Raw genomic sequence first — 21,013 nt, 5'->3', positions numbered from 1 at the left:
GAAAGTTGTTTTTGTCATGAAAAAAAAGGTATACATATCTTAAATTCAAAATTTAACAGGGGGATTACACGGAGGCTTATATGAAAAAACTATCGATACGCGTTAAAATTGGAAGTGTGGTACTGTTGCTGGTGCTGGCGACGGTGATTTCATCCATTACGGCTTATAGCGGGTTGAAACAAACCAATACCGCGCTGGAATCGGTCTATAAGGACCGCGTCATTCCGTTAGAACAGTTGAAGGCCATTTCTGACCTTTACGCCATCAACATTGTGGACGTAGCACATAAACTGAGAAACGGCAACATAACGTATGAAATGGCAGATGACATGACACGCGAGGCCAAAGTCGTTATAGACGAAACTTGGGCGGCTTATATGGCAACGCAACTCACAGAAGAAGAAGCTTCTATAGCTGCCGAAGTGGAAGCGCTCTTTGCGCCGGCAAACCAAGCCGTCGAGACTTTTCTCAATCTCGTTGCAAATGAAGATGCCCGCGGCATCGAAAACTATACCATAGAGACCTTGTACCCGAGCATCGATCCGCTCACTGAGAAAATTGGCGACTTAATTACAATTCAGCTTCGGGTAGCTGAGGCCTCGTTCCTGGAAAGTGAGAAAGAGTTTAGACAGGTCATGGTTTCCCTCTTCCTGTCTGTCGTCGGGATTTCTGTTGCTATTGCACTGTTGGTCGTAGTAGGGCTTCAAATTGTGCGCAGTGTCACTTATCTCCGAGACTTGCTCGAAGCACTTTCCAAATCAGGCGGGGATTTAACGCAAACCATTGAAGTGAAGTCCAAAGATGAAGTGGGACAGATGGCGCAAGCGGTCAACCATTTCCTCGAGAATATGCGTCAAATTATCTCTAAAGTCAAAATGAACTCAACCTCTATTGAGGGGGCTTCTGTGGCGATGTTAGATGACGCAACGCGTATAAATGAAGAGATTGAAGAAATCAGTGCCACCACTCAAGAGCTCGCGGCAAGTATGCAAGAAACCAATGCTTCAGCTGAAGAAATCAACTCGGTGTCTCAAGAGGTTGAGGATATTGCCAAAGATATTACCAATAAGGCGGCAACTGGTAAGAGCAACGCTACTGAAATCAAAACACGAGCGCTAGACGTCGACGCTTTAGCAGCTGCTTCTAGGCAAAAAGCCTACACCATCTACGAAGAAAACACATTGGTACTCAAAGAGGCGCTTAAAAAGTCGGAATCGGTTCAGCAAGTTAATATTTTGGCAGATACGATTTTGAGCATCGCCGATGAGACGAATCTCCTCGCTCTAAACGCCGCAATTGAAGCGGCACGCGCCGGGGAATCCGGTCGAGGGTTTGCCGTGGTCGCAGAAGAAATCCGCAAGCTGGCTGAGAGCTCAAAAAACAGTGTCAATCAAATTCAAGAGGTTGCCGCTGTGGTGAAGGATTCGGTGGCAAGCCTTTCCGAGGCGTCACAGTCGATTATGCAGTTTATCGACGACACTGTTGTAAAAGACTACGAAAAACTTGTTGAAATCGGCAAACAGTATCTAAACGACGCAGAATATGTATCGGGGATGTCAGATGACCTCAACAAATCTTCTGAAGAGTTGCTGAACTTACTAACGGTTACAGTTCAAGCTATTAGTGAGATTTCTAGGGCGGCTGACGAGGCATCTGTGGGCACTATAGATATTGCTGAACGCGCCAGTGCTTTGTTGAATCAATCTACTGAAGTCAAGAACAAGGCGCAGAGCAATGAAGAACACGCCAGCGACCTCGACAAAACGGTGCAGCAGTTTATCGTATAGGGGACTTTTGCTTTGAAATTAGTCAAAAAAGGTTTTCAGTGGTCTGACAATACGGTATGATAAGAGTGTCGAAGGTTACCCTACTCGTAGAGCCAATCGATTAAAGACCTCGGTCGTATTACAAAGTTACAGAGTGTCTCAACCGAGACACTCTTTTTGATTTAGACAACAAGCGTTGAGCCGAAAGACTTCTCGCGGGTGTTCAACGCGAGAAGGCATCAGCGAAAGGCGTTTTGACGCGCTGAAAGCGTATCAAATGTTGTCAGCAGGCAAGTGTTGAGCCGAAAGACTTCTCGCGGGTGTTCAATGCGAGAAGGCATCAGCGAAAGGCGTTTTGACGCGCTGAAAGCGTATCAAATGTTGTCAGCAGGCAAGCGTTGAGCCGAAAGACTTCTCGCGGGTGTTCAGCGCGAGAAGGCATCAGCGAAAGGCGTTTTGATGCGCAGGAAGCGTATCAAATGGTGTCTAAAGTGAGGAGAAGATGAGATAATGAATAAGAAAAAGGTGCCGATTGCACCAGAGTTACCAAAAACATTTACAGCAAAGCAAGAAGATGAACAGGTTTGTTATGAAGATGAAGCGTATGTTTCCGAACGGTTTTACGAGGGCTGCGATTTTACAAGGTGCCGCGCACGCCATGTGATGTGGCGATCCACGCGTTTTTTAGGGTGTATTTTTAGAGACAGCTCATTTGAACACGTCGATGCCAACCACGTGGTATTTGAGAATTGCGATTTTTCCAATTCGGATTTTAGCGACAGCATCTTTCACATGTGTGCCTTTATCAACTGTAAATTTGTGGGCGCCAATTTTTCAGGCGGCAATTTTTACAATGTAACCTTTGATAAAGCGTACGCGTCCTATGTGAACTTTAGATTTTCCAAATGCGATACAGTGGTGTTTTCAGATTGTAAATTAGAAGGTGCTGAGTTTATAGAAATGCGGCACAAGTTTTTGACTCTCGAGGCATCGCAACTGAGGGGGGCGCAATTTTCCGGCTGTCTGTTAAAAGGCGTGGATTTATCGACCTGTGATATTGAGGCCATTGGAGTGGGAATGCAGGAAATCAAAGGTGCCGTTATCGACGAGGGGCAAGCGGTGGAACTGTTAAGGCTGATGGACGTCAAGATTAAGTTTTAATAGGAGGGGAAATATGCAAGTTAAAGCGATTGGGTACGCGGTGTTGGCAGCTTTGCTCTACGGGTTAAGCGCACCACTCTCTAAAGTGCTGTTGGGGTATTTGACACCGACTCAAATGGCCGCGGCACTTTATTTAGGTGCAGGTGTGGGAATGGGGGCGTCGGTGCTCTTTCAGCGGGGCAGAAAAAACCCGTCAAAAGAAGCGAGCCTATCCCGAGGGGATTTACCCTATGTCGTCGGCATGGTTTTATTGGATATTGCGGCGCCGATTTTTCTTATGATTGGGCTCACGTTGACGGCGTCTTCCACGGCATCTCTGTTAAACAATTTTGAAATTGTGGCCACGTCGCTTATTGCACTGGTGATTTTTAAGGAAGCGGTGGGCAGGCGTATGTGGTGGGCCATCGGCTTTATTACAGTATCGAGTATACTGCTCTCCGTAGGCGATATCACGGCGTTTCAAATGGATGTAGGCGCTGTGTTCGTCTTAATGGCCTCGCTTTGTTGGGGACTTGAGAACAATTGTACGCGTATGTTGTCTCTGAAGAGTCCTTTGGAAATCGTGGTGATTAAGGGCTTGGGATCCGGTCTAGGCGCTCTGGGGATTGCCCTGTTGTGGGATTGGGGACCTTTTGAGGTACAGTGGTTTTTATGGGCCATGGTGCTGGGGTTCTTCGCCTTCGGTATGAGTATTTACTTTTATATTTTGGCGCAACGGCATCTCGGTGCCTCGAGAACCAGCGCCTTCTACGCAGCGGCCCCTTTCATCGGCGTCCTCGCTTCTTTCCTCGTATTAAAAGAGCCGATTAACAGCACTTTTATGCTTGCTGCTGGGGTCATGCTGCTGGGGACTTACCTCGCAGTGACAGAGCGACACGACCACAAACACCGACATGTGTCCATGACACACGCGCATAGCCATAGACACGATGACGGACACCATACGCACGCGCACGACGATGGTTTTAAAGGAGAACATACACATGAACACAAGCATGAGGGGATGACGCACCGCCACAAGCATTACCCAGATTTACACCACACCCATGAACACTAATGTCCTGTAGCGTTCACCATTAAAAAAACGGCTCATTTACTCTGCATCATTGCGGCGTTAAACGCTCTCGACACGATTCCGCATTGTCGTCGATAGTTTGCCTTGCGAAGGGGCAGATGCGAAACCGGTTAACACTTTCGGCGGGAGAGCGACGGAAAAAGAGGCTGTACCCAAGAAGGACAGCCTCTTTGTTTTAACAACAAGATTTGAGCCAAAAGGCTTATCGCGACTATTCAACGCGGAAAGCTGTCAGCGAAAAGCGGTTCGTTATGCCGAAGGCATTACGAATGTTGTTATTTGCCGCAACAATGCTTGTATTTTTTCCCGCTTTGACACGGGCACTTTTCATTTCGGCCAATTTTAGTTACTTTGGCCGTCTGTGGTTTTATGGCACTGAGCTCATCAAAGGTGAAGCCGTGATTCACCCAGCTTCTGGTTTGACCTTGAGCGACGATAAACAAGTCTTTGAGAACGTTGAGTTCTTCATTACTCGGCGCAATGTACCCAATTTGGTTGAGGTAGTTGAAAAACCCTTCGAGGTTTAGGAACTCCAGAACGTATTTGAGATCGGTTTTAAAATCGACCAAGTTGCCAGGGATATTTTTTTGAATGCGGTCGACTAAAGCGTCACTCGCCGGTAGTGTCGCGTTGAGTTCGTGCGACGTGTAGTGCAGAAAATCGTCGAGTCCCGGCAGGTAGTATGGCTTTGCCGGGTTAAGAATCTCTTTAATGAGGTCTTTTAACGTTAAAGCGTCTTCAAAAAATGTCGAGTACAAAACGTCTTCATACAGCCAGTAATTTTCATGGCGCACTTGTGACGCGTAGGCGAGGTCGAAAAAAACCTCTTTTGAAATGACGGTCTCACAAGCGGCGTGATGGCGCTTATACAGACTGTATAAATTATCCAGTTGGATAGCACCGTAGAGGTTGCCAGCGGCCCGCAAATAGGCGATGATGTCGGTCTTTAATCTGGACATGACGATGCGCGCGTTGTCGTCCAGCGCATTTAAAGCGTCAATGGTTTGATTTTGAATCCCAATGTAAAGGCGCTCATCGTTTTTGAACAGGTGAACGAGCCCTGTTTCAATGAGGTATTTGAATTTGGGAATGAGTGACAAGTCGACAAATTCCATGTAGTAACTGTCGCATAGTGCTGTAAGAATGTTGCGTTGGTCGCTGTCCGCCCATGTGATGAGGTCTTTTAGGTTTTCTGAATCTGAAGCTTCTTCGAGCAACGCTTCGGTTAAAGGCTCTTTTTTTGACGACTCGTCAAAGGAGATGCCTAAAATGGTCAATCGTTGGATCGTTTGTTTTTTATTGAGTTTTTTAATACAGGTGTTTAAGTTTTTGCTAGGTTTTGATTTGATGAGCCAGTTTTCAGCCCATTGTAAATTTAAATTGCTCATAAATAAATCCTTTTCACTTTTATATCTATATATAGTATCATGTAATTAATAACACGTCTACTTGAAGGCTTTAAACTTTAAAAAAATGTAGGAGTATTAGATGAAAACCGTTAAAGGCAATTCTGAATTAATGAAACGCATGAATCGAAATTTAATGATAAAGCATATTGTAAAGGCCGGCGTCATATCGCGCTCGGAGTTGTCTCGAGCGACGGGACTGGCTCTTCCGAGTATTATGCGGATCGCCGATGAGCTGATTGAAAAAGCCCTTATTGTCGAAAGCGGAGAAGGCAAGTCCACCGGCGGCAGAAAACCCCAGCTTTTAAAAATTAATGCGGCACACAAATACATTATCGGGATTGAAATCGCTCATGTTTCCAATATAACATTGGCGGATTTCAGTGGAACGCCCATCGACCATATGACTTTGGATACCCGCGCGTTTGATACCCCTAAAGATGTCCTAAAGAAACTTCTAGAGACCATTTGGATTTTTTTCGACAAGCACGACTTGGGGCCTTCACAAGTTGCAGGGTTGGGCATTGGGACGCCGGGGAGCGGCTTTAAGTACAAACGCACGCAAAAGCGGGCTATTTTAAAAGGTTGGGATAAAATTGATGTCAAACAGTGGTTTGAAGAACGCTTGGCGGTTCCCGTCTACATTGACAACGTTTGTAGAACGCGGACATTGAGTGAGCTCTGGTTCGGCCTCGGGAAGGTCTACGACGATTTCTTATACGCGTTTATCGATCAAGGTGTCGGTACCGGCATTGTCAGTGGCGGCGAAATCGTCGAAGGTCACAATGGCGTGGCAGGGGAGTTTGGGCACACGGGCATCGTCTACAACGGCAAGACCTGTTATTGCGGGAAAAAAGGCTGTATCGAGATGTACATTTCAGCCGGTGCTTTGTCCAATGCCATAGAACCGTATGTGGGTAAAGAACTGGATGCCCATCCTTTTGAATGGTTGCTTGCACATGAAGACGACCCCGTGCTGGTACCGTTCTTTGACCAAACGGCAGATTATATTGCGTACGGTTTGGCCAACCTCATCAATCTGTACAACCCGCCGGTGATTGTTCTGGGCGGCAGTGTCCCCGAAAAACTTAAAGGCCTCAAGCCGCTTGTAGAAATGCATGTGGAACACTATATCTTCAACAACCGCGCTTTAAAGACGCCGATTCTGACGACATCGCTTGAAAACGAACGCTACTGTCTCGGCAGTATCGCCCTAGTTATTCACCGTTATTTCGATAGACTTTTTAGTTGAATTGAGCAGGAATTTTCAAAAGTGAGCCCTGTATGGGGCTTATTTTTTGTGTCTTCACTCGATAGAATTGATGGTTTGAAACAATCGGTTACGTTTGTGGCTGCTTATTGAGAGAGGGGTGTTTTAGCATAACCACCTTGACGCTAATAAAAATAAAATATAAACTATCAGAAGATTTAAACAGTATTAACAGGAGGATACCTGTTTTAAATTTGGAAATTAATGAAGTATCCGTAGTTTAAACTGGAGGTAGCGTAGTGAAAAATAAACCATACGATAAACTCAACATTGTTTTTGGCGTTATCATGTCGTGTATGATTACACTGCTCATGTTTGTATATTTGGTTTTGCGTGTCATCGATGTGAAGGTTTTCCTAGTTGTTTCAGGAAGTGTTTTTTTGTGGCCGATGAGTTCGGTTGTTGTGTATAAGATGCGTGTGGAAGGTACGTCGTCAACTAACCGTGCTTTGTATGCACCTGTAAAATTGAGCTTGTTGATTTCATTGGGTGTATCCGTACTTTTAATCCTATGTGACTTATCGCTTAACGCCACCTTACAGTGGGCTTACTACCCGGTCTCTACCATTGTACTGTGGCCTATAGGGATGGTAATCTATAATCTTTTGCTTAAAAGAGTAGAGCGCGAATGAGGCGAAGCAACAGGCTTTAAAGTATGAGTTTTAGGCTGGAAATAGCGCCTTAGCAGGACTGTAGAAAGCGTCTTCTCTTCAATCATCAAGAGTGCTGTTTCGGTGCATAGAAGCTATAAGAAGTGTTATAGAAATAACAGCAACCCCCATACAGCTTTGAAAAAACTGTATGGGGGTTTTACTTGTCATGGAAGGACACCAGTGCTACTGCGCGCCTTTATCAGGCGCAACCCAATCGATAGTCATGTCGGCGATATCGCTAAAATCTGTATCGTGTGAGACGAGTACAAGTATTTTTTCTTTTTTAGCCACAAGCGCCTTTAAAAACACTTTTATCGTCTCTACTGAAAGTTGGTCGGCGTTGGCTGTGAACTCATCCAGCAGCAACATGTCGGCATCTTTGAGCAATAGGGCTGCCAAAAGCAGTTTGCGCTTTTCTCCACCGGAGAAGTTGCTCACAGTTGTCTGAATGGTGGTATCCAACCCTTGTTTCAGAAAAAGGGCATCGACGTCGATGTTTACCTTTGTTAAAGCATCTAAAATAGCGTCATCGTCCACTTTGGGGTTGTGTAACTTAAAGTAGGCGTGAAGTGAAAGTGTCGGCAATTCAACGTCTTGCAACATATACGCTGCCCGACGGTAATACGACTCGAGGTCGATTTCATCTATAGGGGACCCATTGACAGAAATACAGCCGTCCGTAGGGGGGCGAAGACCGATTGAAAGATCGAGAACCGTTGATTTTCCAGCGCCGTTGGCCCCTCTTATATTGAGCACATCGCCCTTTTGTAAAGAAAAACTAAGTGCCTTGAACAAGGGCTTTTCACCATAGGGAAAACTGACGTTTTGAAAGTCGAGTTGCTCAATAGAGGTGATGTTCATCTTAGGTTTTAAATCAGGCGTTTTTTCGTCATTTGACAATTGAATGACGCGTGTAAACGCTTCATTTATATTAGCCAATCGCACATGGGTCGAGGCGTAGCTGACCAAAAAGTTGCAAAAAAATAGGTGTGTAAGAGATGACGAGAATCAGGGCACCTATGGTCATGCGATTTTCCATGATGGCGTACGCTGAGTAGCTAAATGAAATGGCCAGTGAAAGAGGGCCAATTAACGAGCTTCCCCAAGCTGAAGTTAAAATATCGTATGTAAAAACTTTTTTCCAAACGGCGACAAGCTCCTCGTGTAGCGACTGGAGTCTATGTGTATAAAAAGAAGCAAAGAGGTTCACTTTAACCGATTTAATATTTCGCAAGCACTCGGAGACGAGTCCCATGCGCCGGCCGTTGTTTTTAAAGATATCGCGTGACAGGTTGCTGACACGTTTGAATATGGCTCGAGTCGGAAATAGAATCAGAGGAATTAACCCTATTTGTATCAGAGCAAGGATAGGGCTTAACAGATACAGACTGCACAGCACGAGAAGTGCGCCAACCCCTTGAGCCGCTCGTTTAGGGCGCTCAACCGCGTTGACAAACACCTTGTAGTCGATTGCCAGCGACAGTTTCCAGACGATCAATTGTTGTGTGTAGGTGTTTTGTCAAATACAACTCTACCCTAGGGTCTTCGGTATTTTATGTGTAGGAGATAGAACACCGTGAAAACTTATTTGAATTGTATGTGATTTGTGGTACAATACACTTAGTAACACGATGTAACAAAGTGGAGGTCTTATGACAATACATTTAAAACCGGTTTGTGCTTCTGAGCGCGTTTTTGAAGAACTGGAAACGTTGGGATTGCTTAAACGATTGGCACCGCCTTTAACAGGTGGCGGCGAAGCAACAAATGTTCACACCTTGCACAGCAACTGCGGTACTCATGGGGGGCACAAGCTCATCGGTGTGGAAATCGGCAGAAAAGATGTGAGGTGCTTGATTCACCATCCAGAGCCGGAAGTCTTTATGTTGATACAGACCGTTCGACAAAATCCGCTGTATTTGCTGATTGCAAAGGACGGTGCCGAACGCTTTAAAGAAAAGATGGCGGGAAAAGCGCTAAAATCGACGGACTTTGTCTTACTGCACTGTCGCTTCAACGACCCGCGGTTGAGCTTTTTTACCATGAATGCCGGAACGCTGCACAATGAGCTAACCGCTGAAGACGGTGCCGACAACCCTTTTTTTTACGTGGCAGAGTCTGCCGAACTACCTGAAATTATAACGCCTTTTAAGGGCGTGACATTGTGTGTAAAGGAGGCGTTTTAATGAAACGATCTGAGGTAAATGCGAGCATCGAGTGGGCGAAGGCGCTGCTCGAAGAACACAACTTTTTTCTACCGCCGTTCGGCTACTGGACACTGGACGATTGGCGTTCAAAGGGACCGTCGATCGACGCTGTTCGGAAGACCATGCTGGGCTGGGATATTACCGATTTTGGCGGCGGTGATTTTGAGCATTTCGGCGCTGTGCTCTTTACGTTGAGAAACGGTCTTTTAGACACTGATGCAATAGGGACGCCCTACGCAGAAAAGTTGATTTTGTTAAAAGATGGTCAACGGTTGCCGCTGCACTGTCACAAGAGCAAAACTGAAGACATTATCAACCGAGGGGGCGGTATCCTGGCCATTCAACTTTACAACTCGAAGTCCAATGGCGACGTGGATCGAGAAACGCCTGTGGAAGTATTAATGGACGGCGTGGTACACACCGTAGAAGCTGGAGAAACAGTTTATATTCCAAAGGGGGCGTCGATTACACTAAAGCCGAACCAGTACCATCTCTTTTGGGCCAAAGCCGGTGCGGGGCCGCTTATCTGCGGAGAAGTGAGTTCGGTAAACGATGACCGCACAGACAACTACAACGCAGAACCTGTCAGCCGATTTACAACCATTGAAGAAGATGTGCCGCTGACGACGCCACTGTGCAATGAGTACGAGGAGGTGCTCTAATGTACGATCTCATCGCCATCGGCGAAATGCTTGTCGATATGACGCCTATTGCCGTCGGAGAGACGACGGCTTTTGTCCCCCATGTGGGCGGCGCACCACTAAATGTGCTTGCAATGGCTTCAGCACTCGGTGTAAAGACGGCGTTTATCGGCAAAGTAGGCGCGGATCAATTTGGCAAGGCCATACGGGACACGGTGGTGGCTTGTGGCATCGATGCCCGGTATGTGTCCATAGATGAGACGAAGCCGACGACACTGGCTTTTGTCCATTTAGACAAAAGTGGTGAGCGGTCGTTCTCCTTTTACAGAGAAGCCAGCGCCGATGTGGCGCTTACGCCAGAGGACGACGCCGAGATGAAAGCGCCGTACCGCGCGGTGTGTTTCGGCTCGGTGGCCTTGACGCAGTCGCCTATTAGAGAGGCGGTTTATCGCCGTATCAAAGCGGCCAAAGAAATGGGCGCCCTGGTGTTTTACGATCCCAACTACAGGCCGTTGCTTTGGGTGGATAAATGCGAAGCCGTCGAGCAAATGCAAAGGGCTGCGCACTTTGCCGATGTCGTGAAAGTTTCTGAAGAAGAAGCGGCTCTCATAACAGGTGGGCGCACCGATTCAGAATCGGCTCAATGGTTTTTAAGCAGAGGGGTACGCTGTGTGTTCGTCACAAAGGGTGCCGACGGTGTCAACGTTTACACAGCAGAGGCACATTGGCATGTTCCGGCATATAAAGGCGGTGAGACACGAGATACAACCGGTGCCGGCGACGCATTTTTCGGTGCCACAATAGGCGCTCTCATCCGAGAGGGGCTGTCCCTTGAAACGGCAGTGGTCAAGCGCGCTGTGCACTATGGGGTCGTCGCAGCAGGACTCTGTGTTACGCGGCATGGGGCATTGCCGTCTTACCCTACACAGACTGAAATCGAGGAGGCTATGACGTGTTGAGAATCGACAGAGCGCGGCAAACGCTAGCGGCTCAAATAACAGAGACCTTAGAGGCAATAGAGACCGTATCCCTTGCAAAGGGGGACTACAAGGCCTTCGAAGCTGGGATTGCGGCACCTTGTGAAACGGTGTCACTGCCTTATTATTTAAACGATGGCGACGCCCGCTATTTTTTACATTTTGAATGCGATGTACCGTGTGTTTCAGAGGGGAAAGAGCTGTATATAGAAGTGAGTACGGGGCGAGAAGGGCAGTGGGATGCCGTAAATCCCCAACTTTTAGCTTTTATTGACGGCGAAGTAATCTGTGGTCTCGACGTCAACCACAGGAAAATAGTTTTTCGCAAGGGAGACATCGGTAGGCGCGTCATGGTGGGGCTGCATTTGTACACCGGTATGCAACCAGGGGACTGTGTTGTGCGGTTACAGCTCAAATGCGATGACCTCGCGGTGAGAAGTGCTTATTACGACCTCGCAGTGGCACAGGAAGCACTTAAAGCGCTGGCACCTGACAGCACGGCACATGAGACGCTCTACAACGCTTTATTAGAGGGCGCCTATCTCGTTAAAGGGAACGATGTTCAGGCCTTTTCTAACTGGATGGCGACAAAAGTCTACGGGAAGACGTCACTGGAGGCGCAATACACTGTACACGCAGTAGGCCATACCCATATCGATGTGGCGTGGTTGTGGGATTTGAGACAGACTGCAGAAAAGGCATCGCGCAGTTACGCAACGGCGCTGGATTTGATGTCGCGTTACGACAACTACCGATTTATGGCGTCTCAGCCGATTTTGTACGAGATGGTGGCAGCGTCTCACCCCAAACTTTTTGAAACCATCGTTGAAAAACATAAGGCGGGCAGCTGGACTTCGGAGGGGGCGATGTACTTAGAGGCGGACTGCAACTTAATTAGCGGTGAGTCTATGGTGCGTCAAATAGAGCTGGGGAAAAAGTATCTCAGAGAAGTGATGGGCGTCGAATCGAAAGTCCTTTGGTTACCGGATGTCTTTGGTTACAGTGCCGCGTTGCCGCAAATTCTAAAGGGGTTTGGCATCGAGCTGTTTGTCACATCAAAAATTTCGTGGAATGAAACCAATCAGATGCCTTACGACAGCTTTTTGTGGGTGGGTATCGACGGCACGTGTATTCCAAGTCAATTTATTACGACGATGTCTATGGAAAACTTGAGACAGGGCTCGTTTAAGTCTATATACGAGGGCAATATGACGCCAAGCGAGGCGCTGGGAGCGGTTAAGCGACATCAACAGCGCGCAGTTCAGCCGCATGTGCTCATGCCGTTTGGGTATGGTGACGGCGGTGGCGGCGCAACAGAAAAAATGCTGGAGACATCAAAGCGCCTAGAAAAAGGCATTGTGGGGATGCCTAAAGTCGTCCCGTCCAATCTGGAACAGTTTGTAAAGGCGTTCCAAGAGACGCTGTCTTCGGAACTGCCCAAGTGGTCAGGGGAACTCTACCTCGAGTACCACAGGGGGACTTATACAACCAACGGCCTCATAAAACAAAAACACCGACAGCTTGAAAATGCGTTGATTCAGGCGGAAATGCTACAGTCACTTTTAAACATAAACGGTAAAGCCCTCACCTGTGAACGGTTTGAAGCCCAGTGGCGCGCGCTTATGGTCAACCAGTTCCACGACATACTGCCGGGCACCTCTATTGAGAAAGTCTATACAGACGCTTATGCGCAGCTGGATGCGGCAAAGGCGTTTGTCGACAATTGGGTGGCGGAAACGCTTGTGGAGACTGTAGCTCAAGGAGGCAGAGGCGTCAGTTTTATCAATGTGTCTGGGCATACTTTTGACGGGACTTTTTCGGTACCGACATCAATTGGTGAAATCGGTGAAGACGGCGAGATTGCCGCGCAAAGTGTCGGAGAAACCCTGTACCTAAAGCCCCAGTCGTTTCGGCCCGGCGGCGTTCAAACCGGAAGCTTGCGCGCCGTTGTGACACATAAGGCCTTTGATCCTTGCTGTTTTGAGACGCCGATGCATCGCGTGGAGATAGACGCGGACGGTACGTTACTTTCACTCTACGACAAGACGCTCAACCGCGAACTCATCGCACCAGGCGGTCGCTTTAACGCACTGAAAGCCTATGAAGACCGACCGAAGCAGTGGGACGCTTGGGACATCAACGAAGACTATCCGAAGTACGCGTTGGCATTTGACACGTTTACGAAAATCGAAGCGTTGTCCACCGGTGAACTCGTAACTGTTGTTGCTGTTGAAAAGCGTATTGGCAACTCGTCGATTACTCAGCACCTCGTCTTTCATCACGATCGGCCTTTGGTGACATTTGACCATACGGTAGATTGGCGCGAGACCCATGTCTTAATGCGCACGACCTTCGATTGCGATATTTTGGCCACAGAAGCGCACTACGATATACAGTTCGGCGAAGTGAAACGCCCAGTTGACCAAAACAACAGCTTTAACGCAGCGATGTTTGAAGTCTGTGCGATGCACTACGGGAAACTCGCTGATGATGCACATGCGGTGATGCTTTTATCCGATGACAAGTTCGGCTACAGTTGTGACGGCGGGACCTTGGGGCTATCGCTGATTAAATCGCCCACTTGGCCGAATCCCGTATCAGATCAAGGGCAGCACCGATACAGTTACAGCCTCATGACACAGGCGGCACCGATGAACGCTTGCGACAGCGCTCGGTGCGTCGCAACATGCTTCAACCCGCCGCTTTGTGTACCGGGAACGGCGGTAGCTATGGAAGGGCCTGAGGTGGCAGATATCTTCTCAGTAGAAGCGTTTCGTCCGTTGGGGGACGGTGTGTTCGAACTCAGGCTCACCGCTCGGACGACGGCGAAAGGTTCAGAGAGCGTTCGATTTAACAGACCGTTTCAATCGGTGGTGCAAACGGACTTAGCCGGTACCGAACAGGCACTACTCGCTGAAAATTCAAGGGAAGTCGTTATCGTCTACAGGCCTTTCGAAGTGATAACACTGCGCGTGACTTTTTAATCGGCGGGTTACACGGCGTCGGAAAGATGGGATAGGAAGCGCTTGATACGCGGCGGGGCGTCGGTTGAAAAGAGGACTTCCGGCGCCGCATCGGCGACGATTTCACCGGCGTCCATAAAGACGATACGGTCGGCAATTTGTCTAGCAAACTGCATTTCATGTGTGACGATTATCATGGTGTTGCCGGCTTGAGAGAGGCGCTTGATGACTTTGAGCACTTCGCTCACCAGTTCGGGATCCAGCGCAGAAGTCGGTTCGTCTAAGAGCAGCAGTTTTGGCGACGGCGCTATAGCCCTCGCAATGCCGACGCGTTGTTGTTGGCCGCCGGAAAGCGTGTTTGGATAAGCGCTTCTCTTATCGCTGAGACCAACTTGTTCTAAGACTTCGGAGGCGATGGCAGAAGCAGCTTCCCGCGTTAGGCCGTGTACTTTTTCGAGGCCCAAGGTGATGTTCCTCTCTACTGTCAAATGTTTAAACAGTCCGAAATTTTGAAACACCATGCCAATTTGGCGTCTGATGGCGTGAACGTCTCGTTTGCGCACAGATGCCAAATCGTATTTTTTGCCGTCGAAGGCCAGTGTGCCGCTGTCGGCGTCCACCAGTTGGTTGATGGTTTTAAGCAAAGTGCTCTTCCCCGACCCAGACGGGCCGATAATGGCGACGACTTCGCCCTTTTCCAGTTTTAAGCCGGCGGACTTGAGCACTTGAAAATCCCCGTACGCTTTGTGAACTTGCTTTAAATCAATCATGTTCCAATCCTTTGCTGAATCGCATCTCGATGCGGTTGTTGAGTTTGCCGATAATTAAAGTAATCACCCAGTACAAAATACCGGTGGCGAGGTAAACCTCGAGAAATCTGTAGTTGGAAGCGGCACGCATTTTCGCCATGCCCATCAGGTCGTTTAAGCCCAGCATAAACGTCAGGGAGGTGCCTTGTATGACGCCGATAAAGGTATTGCCCAGAGGTGGGATGGCCACTTTGACCGCTTGGGGAAGTTCGATGTAAAAAAGTGTTTGCAGGCGCGTTAGCCCGACGGCAAGTCCCGCTTTCTGCTGGAGATCGTCTACAGCTGTTAGGGAGGCACGCATGGTTTCAGAAATATAGGCCCCTGCATTAATCGACATGACGATAATTGAAGCGGTAAAAGCGCTCATTGTTCCCAGATGCGGAAAGAGTTGAGGCAAGCCGAAGAAAAAGATAAACAGTTGAATCATCAGCGGGGTGCCTCTGAAAAAAGACGTATAAAATTTAAGGAAGTCGTCGAGAACGGGTACTTTAAACGTGCGCAGTACGCCGATGACACTGCCGATTAACAGGCCGAGAACAAAGGCGCCGACCCCGACGGCAAGCGTCAAGGGCAGGGCGCGTGTCAGTTCTAAAAGGGCCTTGAAAAAAACATCTGCTTTAAAAATCATTAGTGATCAAACCTTTCTGTGATGTTGATGTCGAAGTATCTTTGCGAGAGTTCAGCCATGGTTCCGTCGGTGTAGAGCGTTTCTATAGCGGCGTCAATTTTTGCAATAAGTGCCCGGTTTTTATCGTTTACGACAAATGGGAAGGCGTTGTGTAATTCGTTGATAGGGTCGCCGGCGAGCTTTAGGGGCAAACCGGAAGTCTTAATAACCGATTGAAGGGCAAGGCGATCGTTCATGGCTGCATCGACTCTTCCGATGGCCACATCCTGATACGAGCCGCTGCCGCTGTCGTAAGTGATGATCTCAATGCTGCCCTCGGTGTCGAACTCTCTGAGCATTGTTTCGTAATTGGTGCCGAGGCCGACGGCCACTTTTTTGCCTTTTAACGAGGCGAGGTCGTAGATGTCGTCTCGGTCGTCTTTGGTGATGAGCTGTGCGCCATAGTAGACGTAGGGGCTTGTGAACAGGTACTTTTCTTCGCGCTCAGGCGTAATGGTGATTTGGTTGGCGATGGTATCGATTTTCCCTGTGTCCAACATGCCGAAGAGGCCGCTGAAGTTGCTGGTGACGAATTCGATTTCCATATCGAGCTGTTCCCCGATGGCTTTCCACACGTCGACGTCAAATCCGGTGAGCTCTCCGTTTTCATCTAGGTACGTATACGGCTGGTAGCCGCCACTCATCCCCACTTTGATAACCGTATCCTCTGCTGAAGACGGTGCTGTTTCAGGTCTTAAAAAAAATACAGCCAACAGGACAATACTCGCTAGGGCGATAAGCCCTGCAATCGTTTTTTTGTTTCTCATAAAATCCTCCTAATATAGATAAAAATGGGTTGACATAGCTGCAAAACGTCGATGATTGCGGTGTCGTTTCACCGAAAGTTAGAAAGCTACTCTATAGTGAAGTGGCATCGAGGCCACATTCAACACGGGATGAACCTAAAGGCATAGGGTTACGTCATAGAGAACGCGGTTGCCGTTTTTTGAATATAAAAAAACAGGTAGGGCCAACCCTTCCTGTTTCATCTCAATTTATTATTTGGAAAGCGTATTTAAGCACTACAAACAGCCGTTATTCAGTTCCCCTAAATAGAACAGAACAACAGCAACATACTGTCATGTCAAATTGTTTGTTAAATGTAAATACGTTCATCTTCTTTACCTCGCGTGTTTTTTAATAGAGTAAAAGATTTAACCCGACTTGTCAAGTAGGAATTGAAAAATAGTTATTTATTTTTATTGAAGGCACTGTCTATATGGTATACTGATAGTGCTGTAAAGACTTATAAGAAGGGGGAATTAGCATGATTTTACCATGTACTTTTGAAGAGGCAAGAGCCCGTATTAACAAGCGATTTGAAGCCCAGCCGTTTGTTATGGATTCATTTTGGGAGCAACATGTCAAAGACAGCAACCATTACTTGCTGGTGCACGATGGGGAAACTATCGGACAGTTTGCGATTTACAAGCAGTATACGCTCTGTTATTTCCATGTTGATGAAGCGCATTTGAACAAGGCGCAGAGGTTGTTTGCGGAAGCGCGAACCATGGAACAAGTGGTGGAAGCTTATGTGCCTACAGGAGACGAGTGCTTTCTTGCACTTTGCTTAGACAACTTCAGTAAAATAGAAAAACAAGCGTACTTTTTCGAGTATGGCGAGGTGCCGACAGATATCGATGTTCTGACACTGGTGCCGATTGACGGAAGCAACATTGAGCTGCTCGATGCAGCGGGCAACTTTATGCACGAAGAGCGCGATCGTATTATTGAAGGGGATCCGACAATTGGTACATATGCGGCCTACGACGGCGACGCCTTTGTAGGCGCGGGTGTGATTGAAAAGAACACTGTTATCGACGGCCTTTCGAGCATAGGCATGTTCATCTGTCCGGAACACCGGCGAAAGGGGTACGCCACACGTCTCATGAAAACACTTTGGGAAAAAGAGCATCGCACAGGGCAAACTGTGCGCTCGGGCTGTTGGTACTACAACCATTATTCCAAAAAGACCATTGAGAAAATCGGCGGTTACACCCATACGCGTCTGATGAAAATCACATTTTAATTTTAAAAGAGCAGCAGTCCTTCCGTTTTGAGTAGAGGGACTGCTGCTTTTTTTAGTGCGCTATAATGCGGTTGCACCTGCCGTCGCTTTAGCCGGTAAGCCTCGCAGTTGGTATTGCTTTGGCGTGGTCTGGTAATTCTCCTTAAACAGTCGGATAAAGTGGGAAGGACTTTCAAAGCCGAGTTCAAAAGCCACATCGGTCACTGTGTTTCTCTTAAGAAGCGTTAAGGCCTTTTCCAGTTTCAACCGAGTAAAGAACTTTTGAGGGGATACCCCAAGGTGCTTTTTAAATTGTTGCGAAAAATTGGATTCGCTCATCTGCAACTCGCTGGCAATGGACGAAATGTTGATGCGTTCGTCCAGAGAACCGGACATCATCTCAATAGCCTGAGCCATGGGATGTTGTTTTTGCTTTAACAGTCTATGAGAAGACGGTCCGTGTTTTAAGAGTCCGTACACCAATTTCTGAGCGTATAAATCTATGAGAAATTTGTCGCGGTGCCGTTCGTCTAAACCCACGGACATGAGCGCCGTCAAGTCTTCCATAAGGTTGCTCTGCTGGTTGTTGAGAATCAACTCGTTGTTTTGAGTGTCCTCATTGGGATCGATTTCAATTTGAGCCTGTTTCAAAACGTGGTCGATGAGGACGTCGCTCAACTCAAAAACAAGCGCCTTCGTCGGTTTATCAATCTCCATGATGACCTTCGAATGCGCCGGCAGTATCAGCGATTTGCTGCTGTCATAGGTGTACCGTTTATGGTCGACGGTCAAGTGCTTTTCACCCTCTAAAATCGTGCATAATCTTGGATAACTATGCGACCGATATTGACCGATATAGTTGGCCGGAATATCGTAGTAAAGAATTTTAACGAGATCGGTTTCAAACCCATCGATCTTCTCTAGTCCACTTTCTAGCGATTGTATCATAATGTCTCCACATCCTATAGACGCTGTCTATCACTCTGTTAAAAATAAAACAGCGATTTTTTAGATTTTGCATATTTTTTTAAAAACGTGTTAGTTTTATAAACTGTTTTTCGTTATCATGGCTTTGTAGTTGATGATATAGGAAAGGCAATACACTGTCAATGACAGGGGTATTAGAATTCTTTTAATAAAATGTAATGAAAGGGGCTACGTTTATGTACGCAATTAAAGCGAAGAAATGGCTCGGTGGCGAAGTCTACAGCATGACTATAGACGCACCACATGTGGCGACGAATGCAAAGGCGGGACAGTTTGTCATTGTCATCGTCGATGAGGAGGGTGAGCGCATACCGTTAACCATTGCTGATTCCGACAAAGCGCTTGGCCACTTGACATTAATTTTTCAAGCAATAGGGTATTCAACAAAGAAAATGGCACAACTTGAAGAAGGCGATGCGCTCTTCGGTATCTTAGGACCCCTTGGCGAGGCGGCACCTATAGAAGGGTACAAAAAAGTCATGTTAATCGGCGGCGGCGTTGGTATCGCACCACTGTATCCGCAAATTAAGACACTTCACGAGAGCGGTGCTGTAGTTCACACAATTTTGGGTGGTCGAAATGCAGAACTCATTATCTTAAAAGAGGAATGTGGCGCGTACTCTCACGACATCACGTTTGCAACTGACGACGGCTCGGCCGGTAAAAAAGGTCTTGTAACCGATGTCCTAAAAGAGAAATTAATGGCAGGTGAGAATTATGATCTCGTTATCGCAATCGGACCACTGCGCATGATGCAGGCGGTTGTAGCGGTAACCAAACAGTACGATTTAAAAACCAACGTGTCTTTAAATCCAATTATGATCGACGGTACGGGGATGTGCGGCGGTTGCCGTGTTCGCGTCGGCGGTGAAACGAAGTTCGCCTGTGTAGACGGACCGGACTTCAACGGCCACGACGTCGACTTTGACGACTTGATTTCGCGTCAAAACATGTACAGAGAAGCTGAAAATCATATGTGTCGAGTATTGGAGGTTAAGAGCTCATGAAGCCTGATATATTAAAGAAAACACCCGTTGCAGAATTGCCTGCAAAGGTGCGTAACAAACATTTTAAAGAAGTCGTACTGGGGTACACACTTGAAGAAGCCATCCAGGAGAGCCAGCGCTGTTTAGAGTGCAAGCAGAAATTCTGTGTCAAAGGCTGTCCGGTAGGCGTCGACATCCCGGGCTTTATCCACCACGTAAAGGAGGGTGACATCGAAGCGGCCTACGAAGTACTCTCTGGGGACAACGCACTGCCTGCAGTGTGCGGCAGAGTCTGCCCACAGGAAAACCAATGCGAAGGCCAATGTATCCGCGGTAAAAAAGGCGAACCCGTCGCCATCGGTAGATTAGAAGGGTTTGTAGCCGATTATATAGAAAAAGACAAAGATTTTAAGACAGAAGCAGTTGAAATGCCGAAGCCAATCGGCCTTAAAGTGGCGGTTATCGGATCGGGGCCAGCAGGGCTCAGTTGTGCGATGACACTGGCAAAAGCAGGTGCAGACGTCACCATTTTTGAAGCCCTCCACAAAGTGGGCGGTGTTTTGACATACGGCATTCCGGAGTTTAGACTGCCTAAGGCCATTGTCAAAAGAGAGCAGGACAAACTCGAAGCGTACAATGTTAAAGTTGAAACCAACACATTGATTGGCAAGAGCTACACCCTTGAGCAATTAAAGGCGCAAGGCTTTAATAGATTCTTTATCGGCAGTGGTGCCGGATTGCCGAAGTTCTTAGGCATTGAAGGCGAAAACAACATGGGCGTTTACTCGGCCAACGAGTACCTCACCCGTGTCAATCTCATGGGTGCCTTTAAAGAAGACGCCGTTACGCCAATTCAAAAGGGCAAGCGTGTAGCCGTTATCGGCGGCGGCAACGTGGCAATGGACGCAGCGCGTACTGCTAAACGCCTCGGTGCTGAAGAGGTTATGATTGTATACAGACGTGGAAAAAATGAACTTCCTGCACGACTTGAAGAAGTCCATCACGCAGAAGAAGAAGAAATCATTTTCAAAACGCTTCACGGACCGATTGCAATAGAAGGCGATGGCGGAAAAGTCGTCGGATTAAAATGTCAGCGCATGACACTTTCCGAAAAAGACGAGTCCGGCAGACAAAGACCGATACCTATTGAAAACGACTTCGTGACCATCGATTGCGATACAGTGATTATCGCTATCGGACAATCGCCGAATCCTTTGATTCCGATGACTATGCCGGATATTGAAACCAACAAATGGGGCTGTATTCAGGCAGATGAGACAACTATGGAAACGACAGTAGAGCATGTCTATGCAGGCGGCGATGCTGTTACAGGTGCCGCGACGGTGATTAAAGCAATGGGCGCCGGTAAACAAGCTGCAGAAAGCATGATTGAAGAATACCAAAAAAGTATTGTAGAGCATTACAATTAAGGAGGAT

At 47.5% G+C, this 21,013-nt stretch carries 19 protein-coding genes; 12 read left to right on the top strand and 7 right to left on the bottom strand.

Annotated elements, in window-relative coordinates; all coding sequences use genetic code 11:
* Positions 1-80: 80 nt before the first annotated feature.
* From ACR6HW_RS02700 to ACR6HW_RS02690, 3 genes are all read left to right on the top strand, one after another.
* On the top strand, positions 81-1,787 hold the full coding sequence (locus ACR6HW_RS02700) for a methyl-accepting chemotaxis protein (RefSeq protein ID WP_455729633.1): 1,707 nt from the start codon (positions 81-83) through the stop codon (positions 1,785-1,787).
* Positions 1,788-2,276: 489 nt separating this feature from the next.
* Positions 2,277-2,927, top strand: a complete 651-nt coding sequence (locus tag ACR6HW_RS02695) for a pentapeptide repeat-containing protein (protein WP_455729632.1) — start codon at positions 2,277-2,279, stop codon at positions 2,925-2,927.
* 13 nt (positions 2,928-2,940) lie between these two features.
* Positions 2,941-3,984: a DMT family transporter gene (locus ACR6HW_RS02690; RefSeq protein WP_455729631.1), complete on the top strand. Its 1,044-nt coding sequence runs from the start codon at positions 2,941-2,943 to the stop codon at positions 3,982-3,984.
* 293 nt (positions 3,985-4,277) lie between these two features.
* Here ACR6HW_RS02690 and ACR6HW_RS02685 read toward each other — a convergent pair whose 3' ends face one another.
* Entirely contained in the window at positions 4,278-5,390 is a 1,113-nt protein-coding gene (locus ACR6HW_RS02685) for an SEC-C metal-binding domain-containing protein (protein ID WP_455729630.1), read from the bottom strand.
* A gap of 100 nt (positions 5,391-5,490) precedes the next feature.
* Between ACR6HW_RS02685 and ACR6HW_RS02680 the strand changes: the two genes are divergently transcribed.
* A complete protein-coding gene (locus ACR6HW_RS02680; protein WP_455729629.1) occupies positions 5,491-6,660 on the top strand; it encodes an ROK family protein in 1,170 nt (389 codons plus the stop codon).
* Between the two features lie 257 nt (positions 6,661-6,917).
* Positions 6,918-7,310 carry a hypothetical protein gene (locus ACR6HW_RS02675; protein WP_455729628.1) on the top strand — a complete coding sequence of 131 codons (393 nt, stop codon included), beginning with the start codon at positions 6,918-6,920 and terminating at the stop codon, positions 7,308-7,310.
* 204 nt (positions 7,311-7,514) lie between these two features.
* Here the strand turns inward: ACR6HW_RS02675 and ACR6HW_RS02670 are convergent, their stop codons facing one another.
* Both ACR6HW_RS02670 and ACR6HW_RS02665 read right to left on the bottom strand, forming a co-directional pair.
* Positions 7,515-8,270, bottom strand: coding sequence for an ATP-binding cassette domain-containing protein (locus tag ACR6HW_RS02670; protein WP_455729627.1), 756 nt, complete (start codon positions 8,268-8,270; stop codon positions 7,515-7,517).
* On the bottom strand, positions 8,263-8,829 hold the full coding sequence (locus ACR6HW_RS02665) for an ABC transporter transmembrane domain-containing protein (protein ID WP_455729626.1): 567 nt from the start codon (positions 8,827-8,829) through the stop codon (positions 8,263-8,265). The genes ACR6HW_RS02670 and ACR6HW_RS02665 overlap by 8 nt, the downstream gene beginning before the upstream one ends.
* A gap of 154 nt (positions 8,830-8,983) precedes the next feature.
* Here ACR6HW_RS02665 and ACR6HW_RS02660 point away from each other — a divergent pair, with 154 nt between their 5' ends.
* Genes ACR6HW_RS02660 through ACR6HW_RS02645 form a run of 4 tightly spaced genes read left to right on the top strand, consistent with a single transcriptional unit; the run spans position 8,984 to position 14,140 of the window.
* Entirely contained in the window at positions 8,984-9,517 is a 534-nt protein-coding gene (locus ACR6HW_RS02660) for a hypothetical protein (protein WP_455729625.1), read from the top strand.
* The gene (locus ACR6HW_RS02655; protein ID WP_455729624.1) at positions 9,517-10,200 is read left to right on the top strand and encodes a D-lyxose/D-mannose family sugar isomerase; all 684 of its coding nucleotides are present in this window, start codon (positions 9,517-9,519) and stop codon (positions 10,198-10,200) included. The genes ACR6HW_RS02660 and ACR6HW_RS02655 overlap by 1 nt, the downstream gene beginning before the upstream one ends.
* The gene (locus tag ACR6HW_RS02650; protein WP_455729623.1) at positions 10,200-11,138 is read left to right on the top strand and encodes a carbohydrate kinase family protein; all 939 of its coding nucleotides are present in this window, start codon (positions 10,200-10,202) and stop codon (positions 11,136-11,138) included. Before ACR6HW_RS02655 ends, ACR6HW_RS02650 begins: the two co-directional genes overlap by 1 nt.
* Positions 11,132-14,140, top strand: coding sequence for an alpha-mannosidase (locus ACR6HW_RS02645; RefSeq protein ID WP_455729622.1), 3,009 nt, complete (start codon positions 11,132-11,134; stop codon positions 14,138-14,140). Before ACR6HW_RS02650 ends, ACR6HW_RS02645 begins: the two co-directional genes overlap by 7 nt.
* A gap of 8 nt (positions 14,141-14,148) precedes the next feature.
* Here ACR6HW_RS02645 and ACR6HW_RS02640 read toward each other — a convergent pair whose 3' ends face one another.
* From ACR6HW_RS02640 to ACR6HW_RS02630, 3 genes are read right to left on the bottom strand one after another with little or no spacing between them, the layout of a single operon-like run.
* The gene (locus tag ACR6HW_RS02640; RefSeq protein WP_455729621.1) at positions 14,149-14,889 is read right to left on the bottom strand and encodes an amino acid ABC transporter ATP-binding protein; all 741 of its coding nucleotides are present in this window, start codon (positions 14,887-14,889) and stop codon (positions 14,149-14,151) included.
* A complete protein-coding gene (locus tag ACR6HW_RS02635; protein ID WP_455729620.1) occupies positions 14,882-15,556 on the bottom strand; it encodes an amino acid ABC transporter permease in 675 nt (224 codons plus the stop codon). The genes ACR6HW_RS02640 and ACR6HW_RS02635 overlap by 8 nt, the downstream gene beginning before the upstream one ends.
* Positions 15,556-16,362, bottom strand: coding sequence for an amino acid ABC transporter substrate-binding protein (locus ACR6HW_RS02630; RefSeq protein ID WP_455729619.1), 807 nt, complete (start codon positions 16,360-16,362; stop codon positions 15,556-15,558). The genes ACR6HW_RS02635 and ACR6HW_RS02630 overlap by 1 nt, the downstream gene beginning before the upstream one ends.
* Before the next feature lie 500 nt (positions 16,363-16,862).
* Here ACR6HW_RS02630 and ACR6HW_RS02625 point away from each other — a divergent pair, with 500 nt between their 5' ends.
* Positions 16,863-17,624 (top strand): GNAT family N-acetyltransferase, encoded by a 762-nt coding sequence (locus ACR6HW_RS02625; RefSeq protein WP_455729618.1) that lies wholly within the window; start codon positions 16,863-16,865, stop codon positions 17,622-17,624.
* A gap of 60 nt (positions 17,625-17,684) precedes the next feature.
* On the opposite strand, the gene ACR6HW_RS02620 is transcribed toward ACR6HW_RS02625, so the two are convergent.
* Positions 17,685-18,551, bottom strand: a complete 867-nt coding sequence (locus ACR6HW_RS02620; RefSeq protein ID WP_455729617.1) for a helix-turn-helix domain-containing protein — start codon at positions 18,549-18,551, stop codon at positions 17,685-17,687.
* A gap of 215 nt (positions 18,552-18,766) precedes the next feature.
* On the opposite strand from ACR6HW_RS02620, the gene ACR6HW_RS02615 reads away from it, so the two are divergent.
* Positions 18,767-19,597, top strand: a complete 831-nt coding sequence (locus tag ACR6HW_RS02615; protein ID WP_455729616.1) for a sulfide/dihydroorotate dehydrogenase-like FAD/NAD-binding protein — start codon at positions 18,767-18,769, stop codon at positions 19,595-19,597.
* Positions 19,594-21,006, top strand: a complete 1,413-nt coding sequence (gltA, locus tag ACR6HW_RS02610; RefSeq protein ID WP_455729615.1) for an NADPH-dependent glutamate synthase — start codon at positions 19,594-19,596, stop codon at positions 21,004-21,006. Before ACR6HW_RS02615 ends, gltA begins: the two co-directional genes overlap by 4 nt.
* Positions 21,007-21,013 lie beyond the last annotated feature (7 nt).

Source organism: Fusibacter sp. JL298sf-3 (assembly GCF_053842995.1).
Note: the sequence above shows the minus strand (reverse complement) of the source record. Positions and strands in the feature narration are given on the sequence as shown.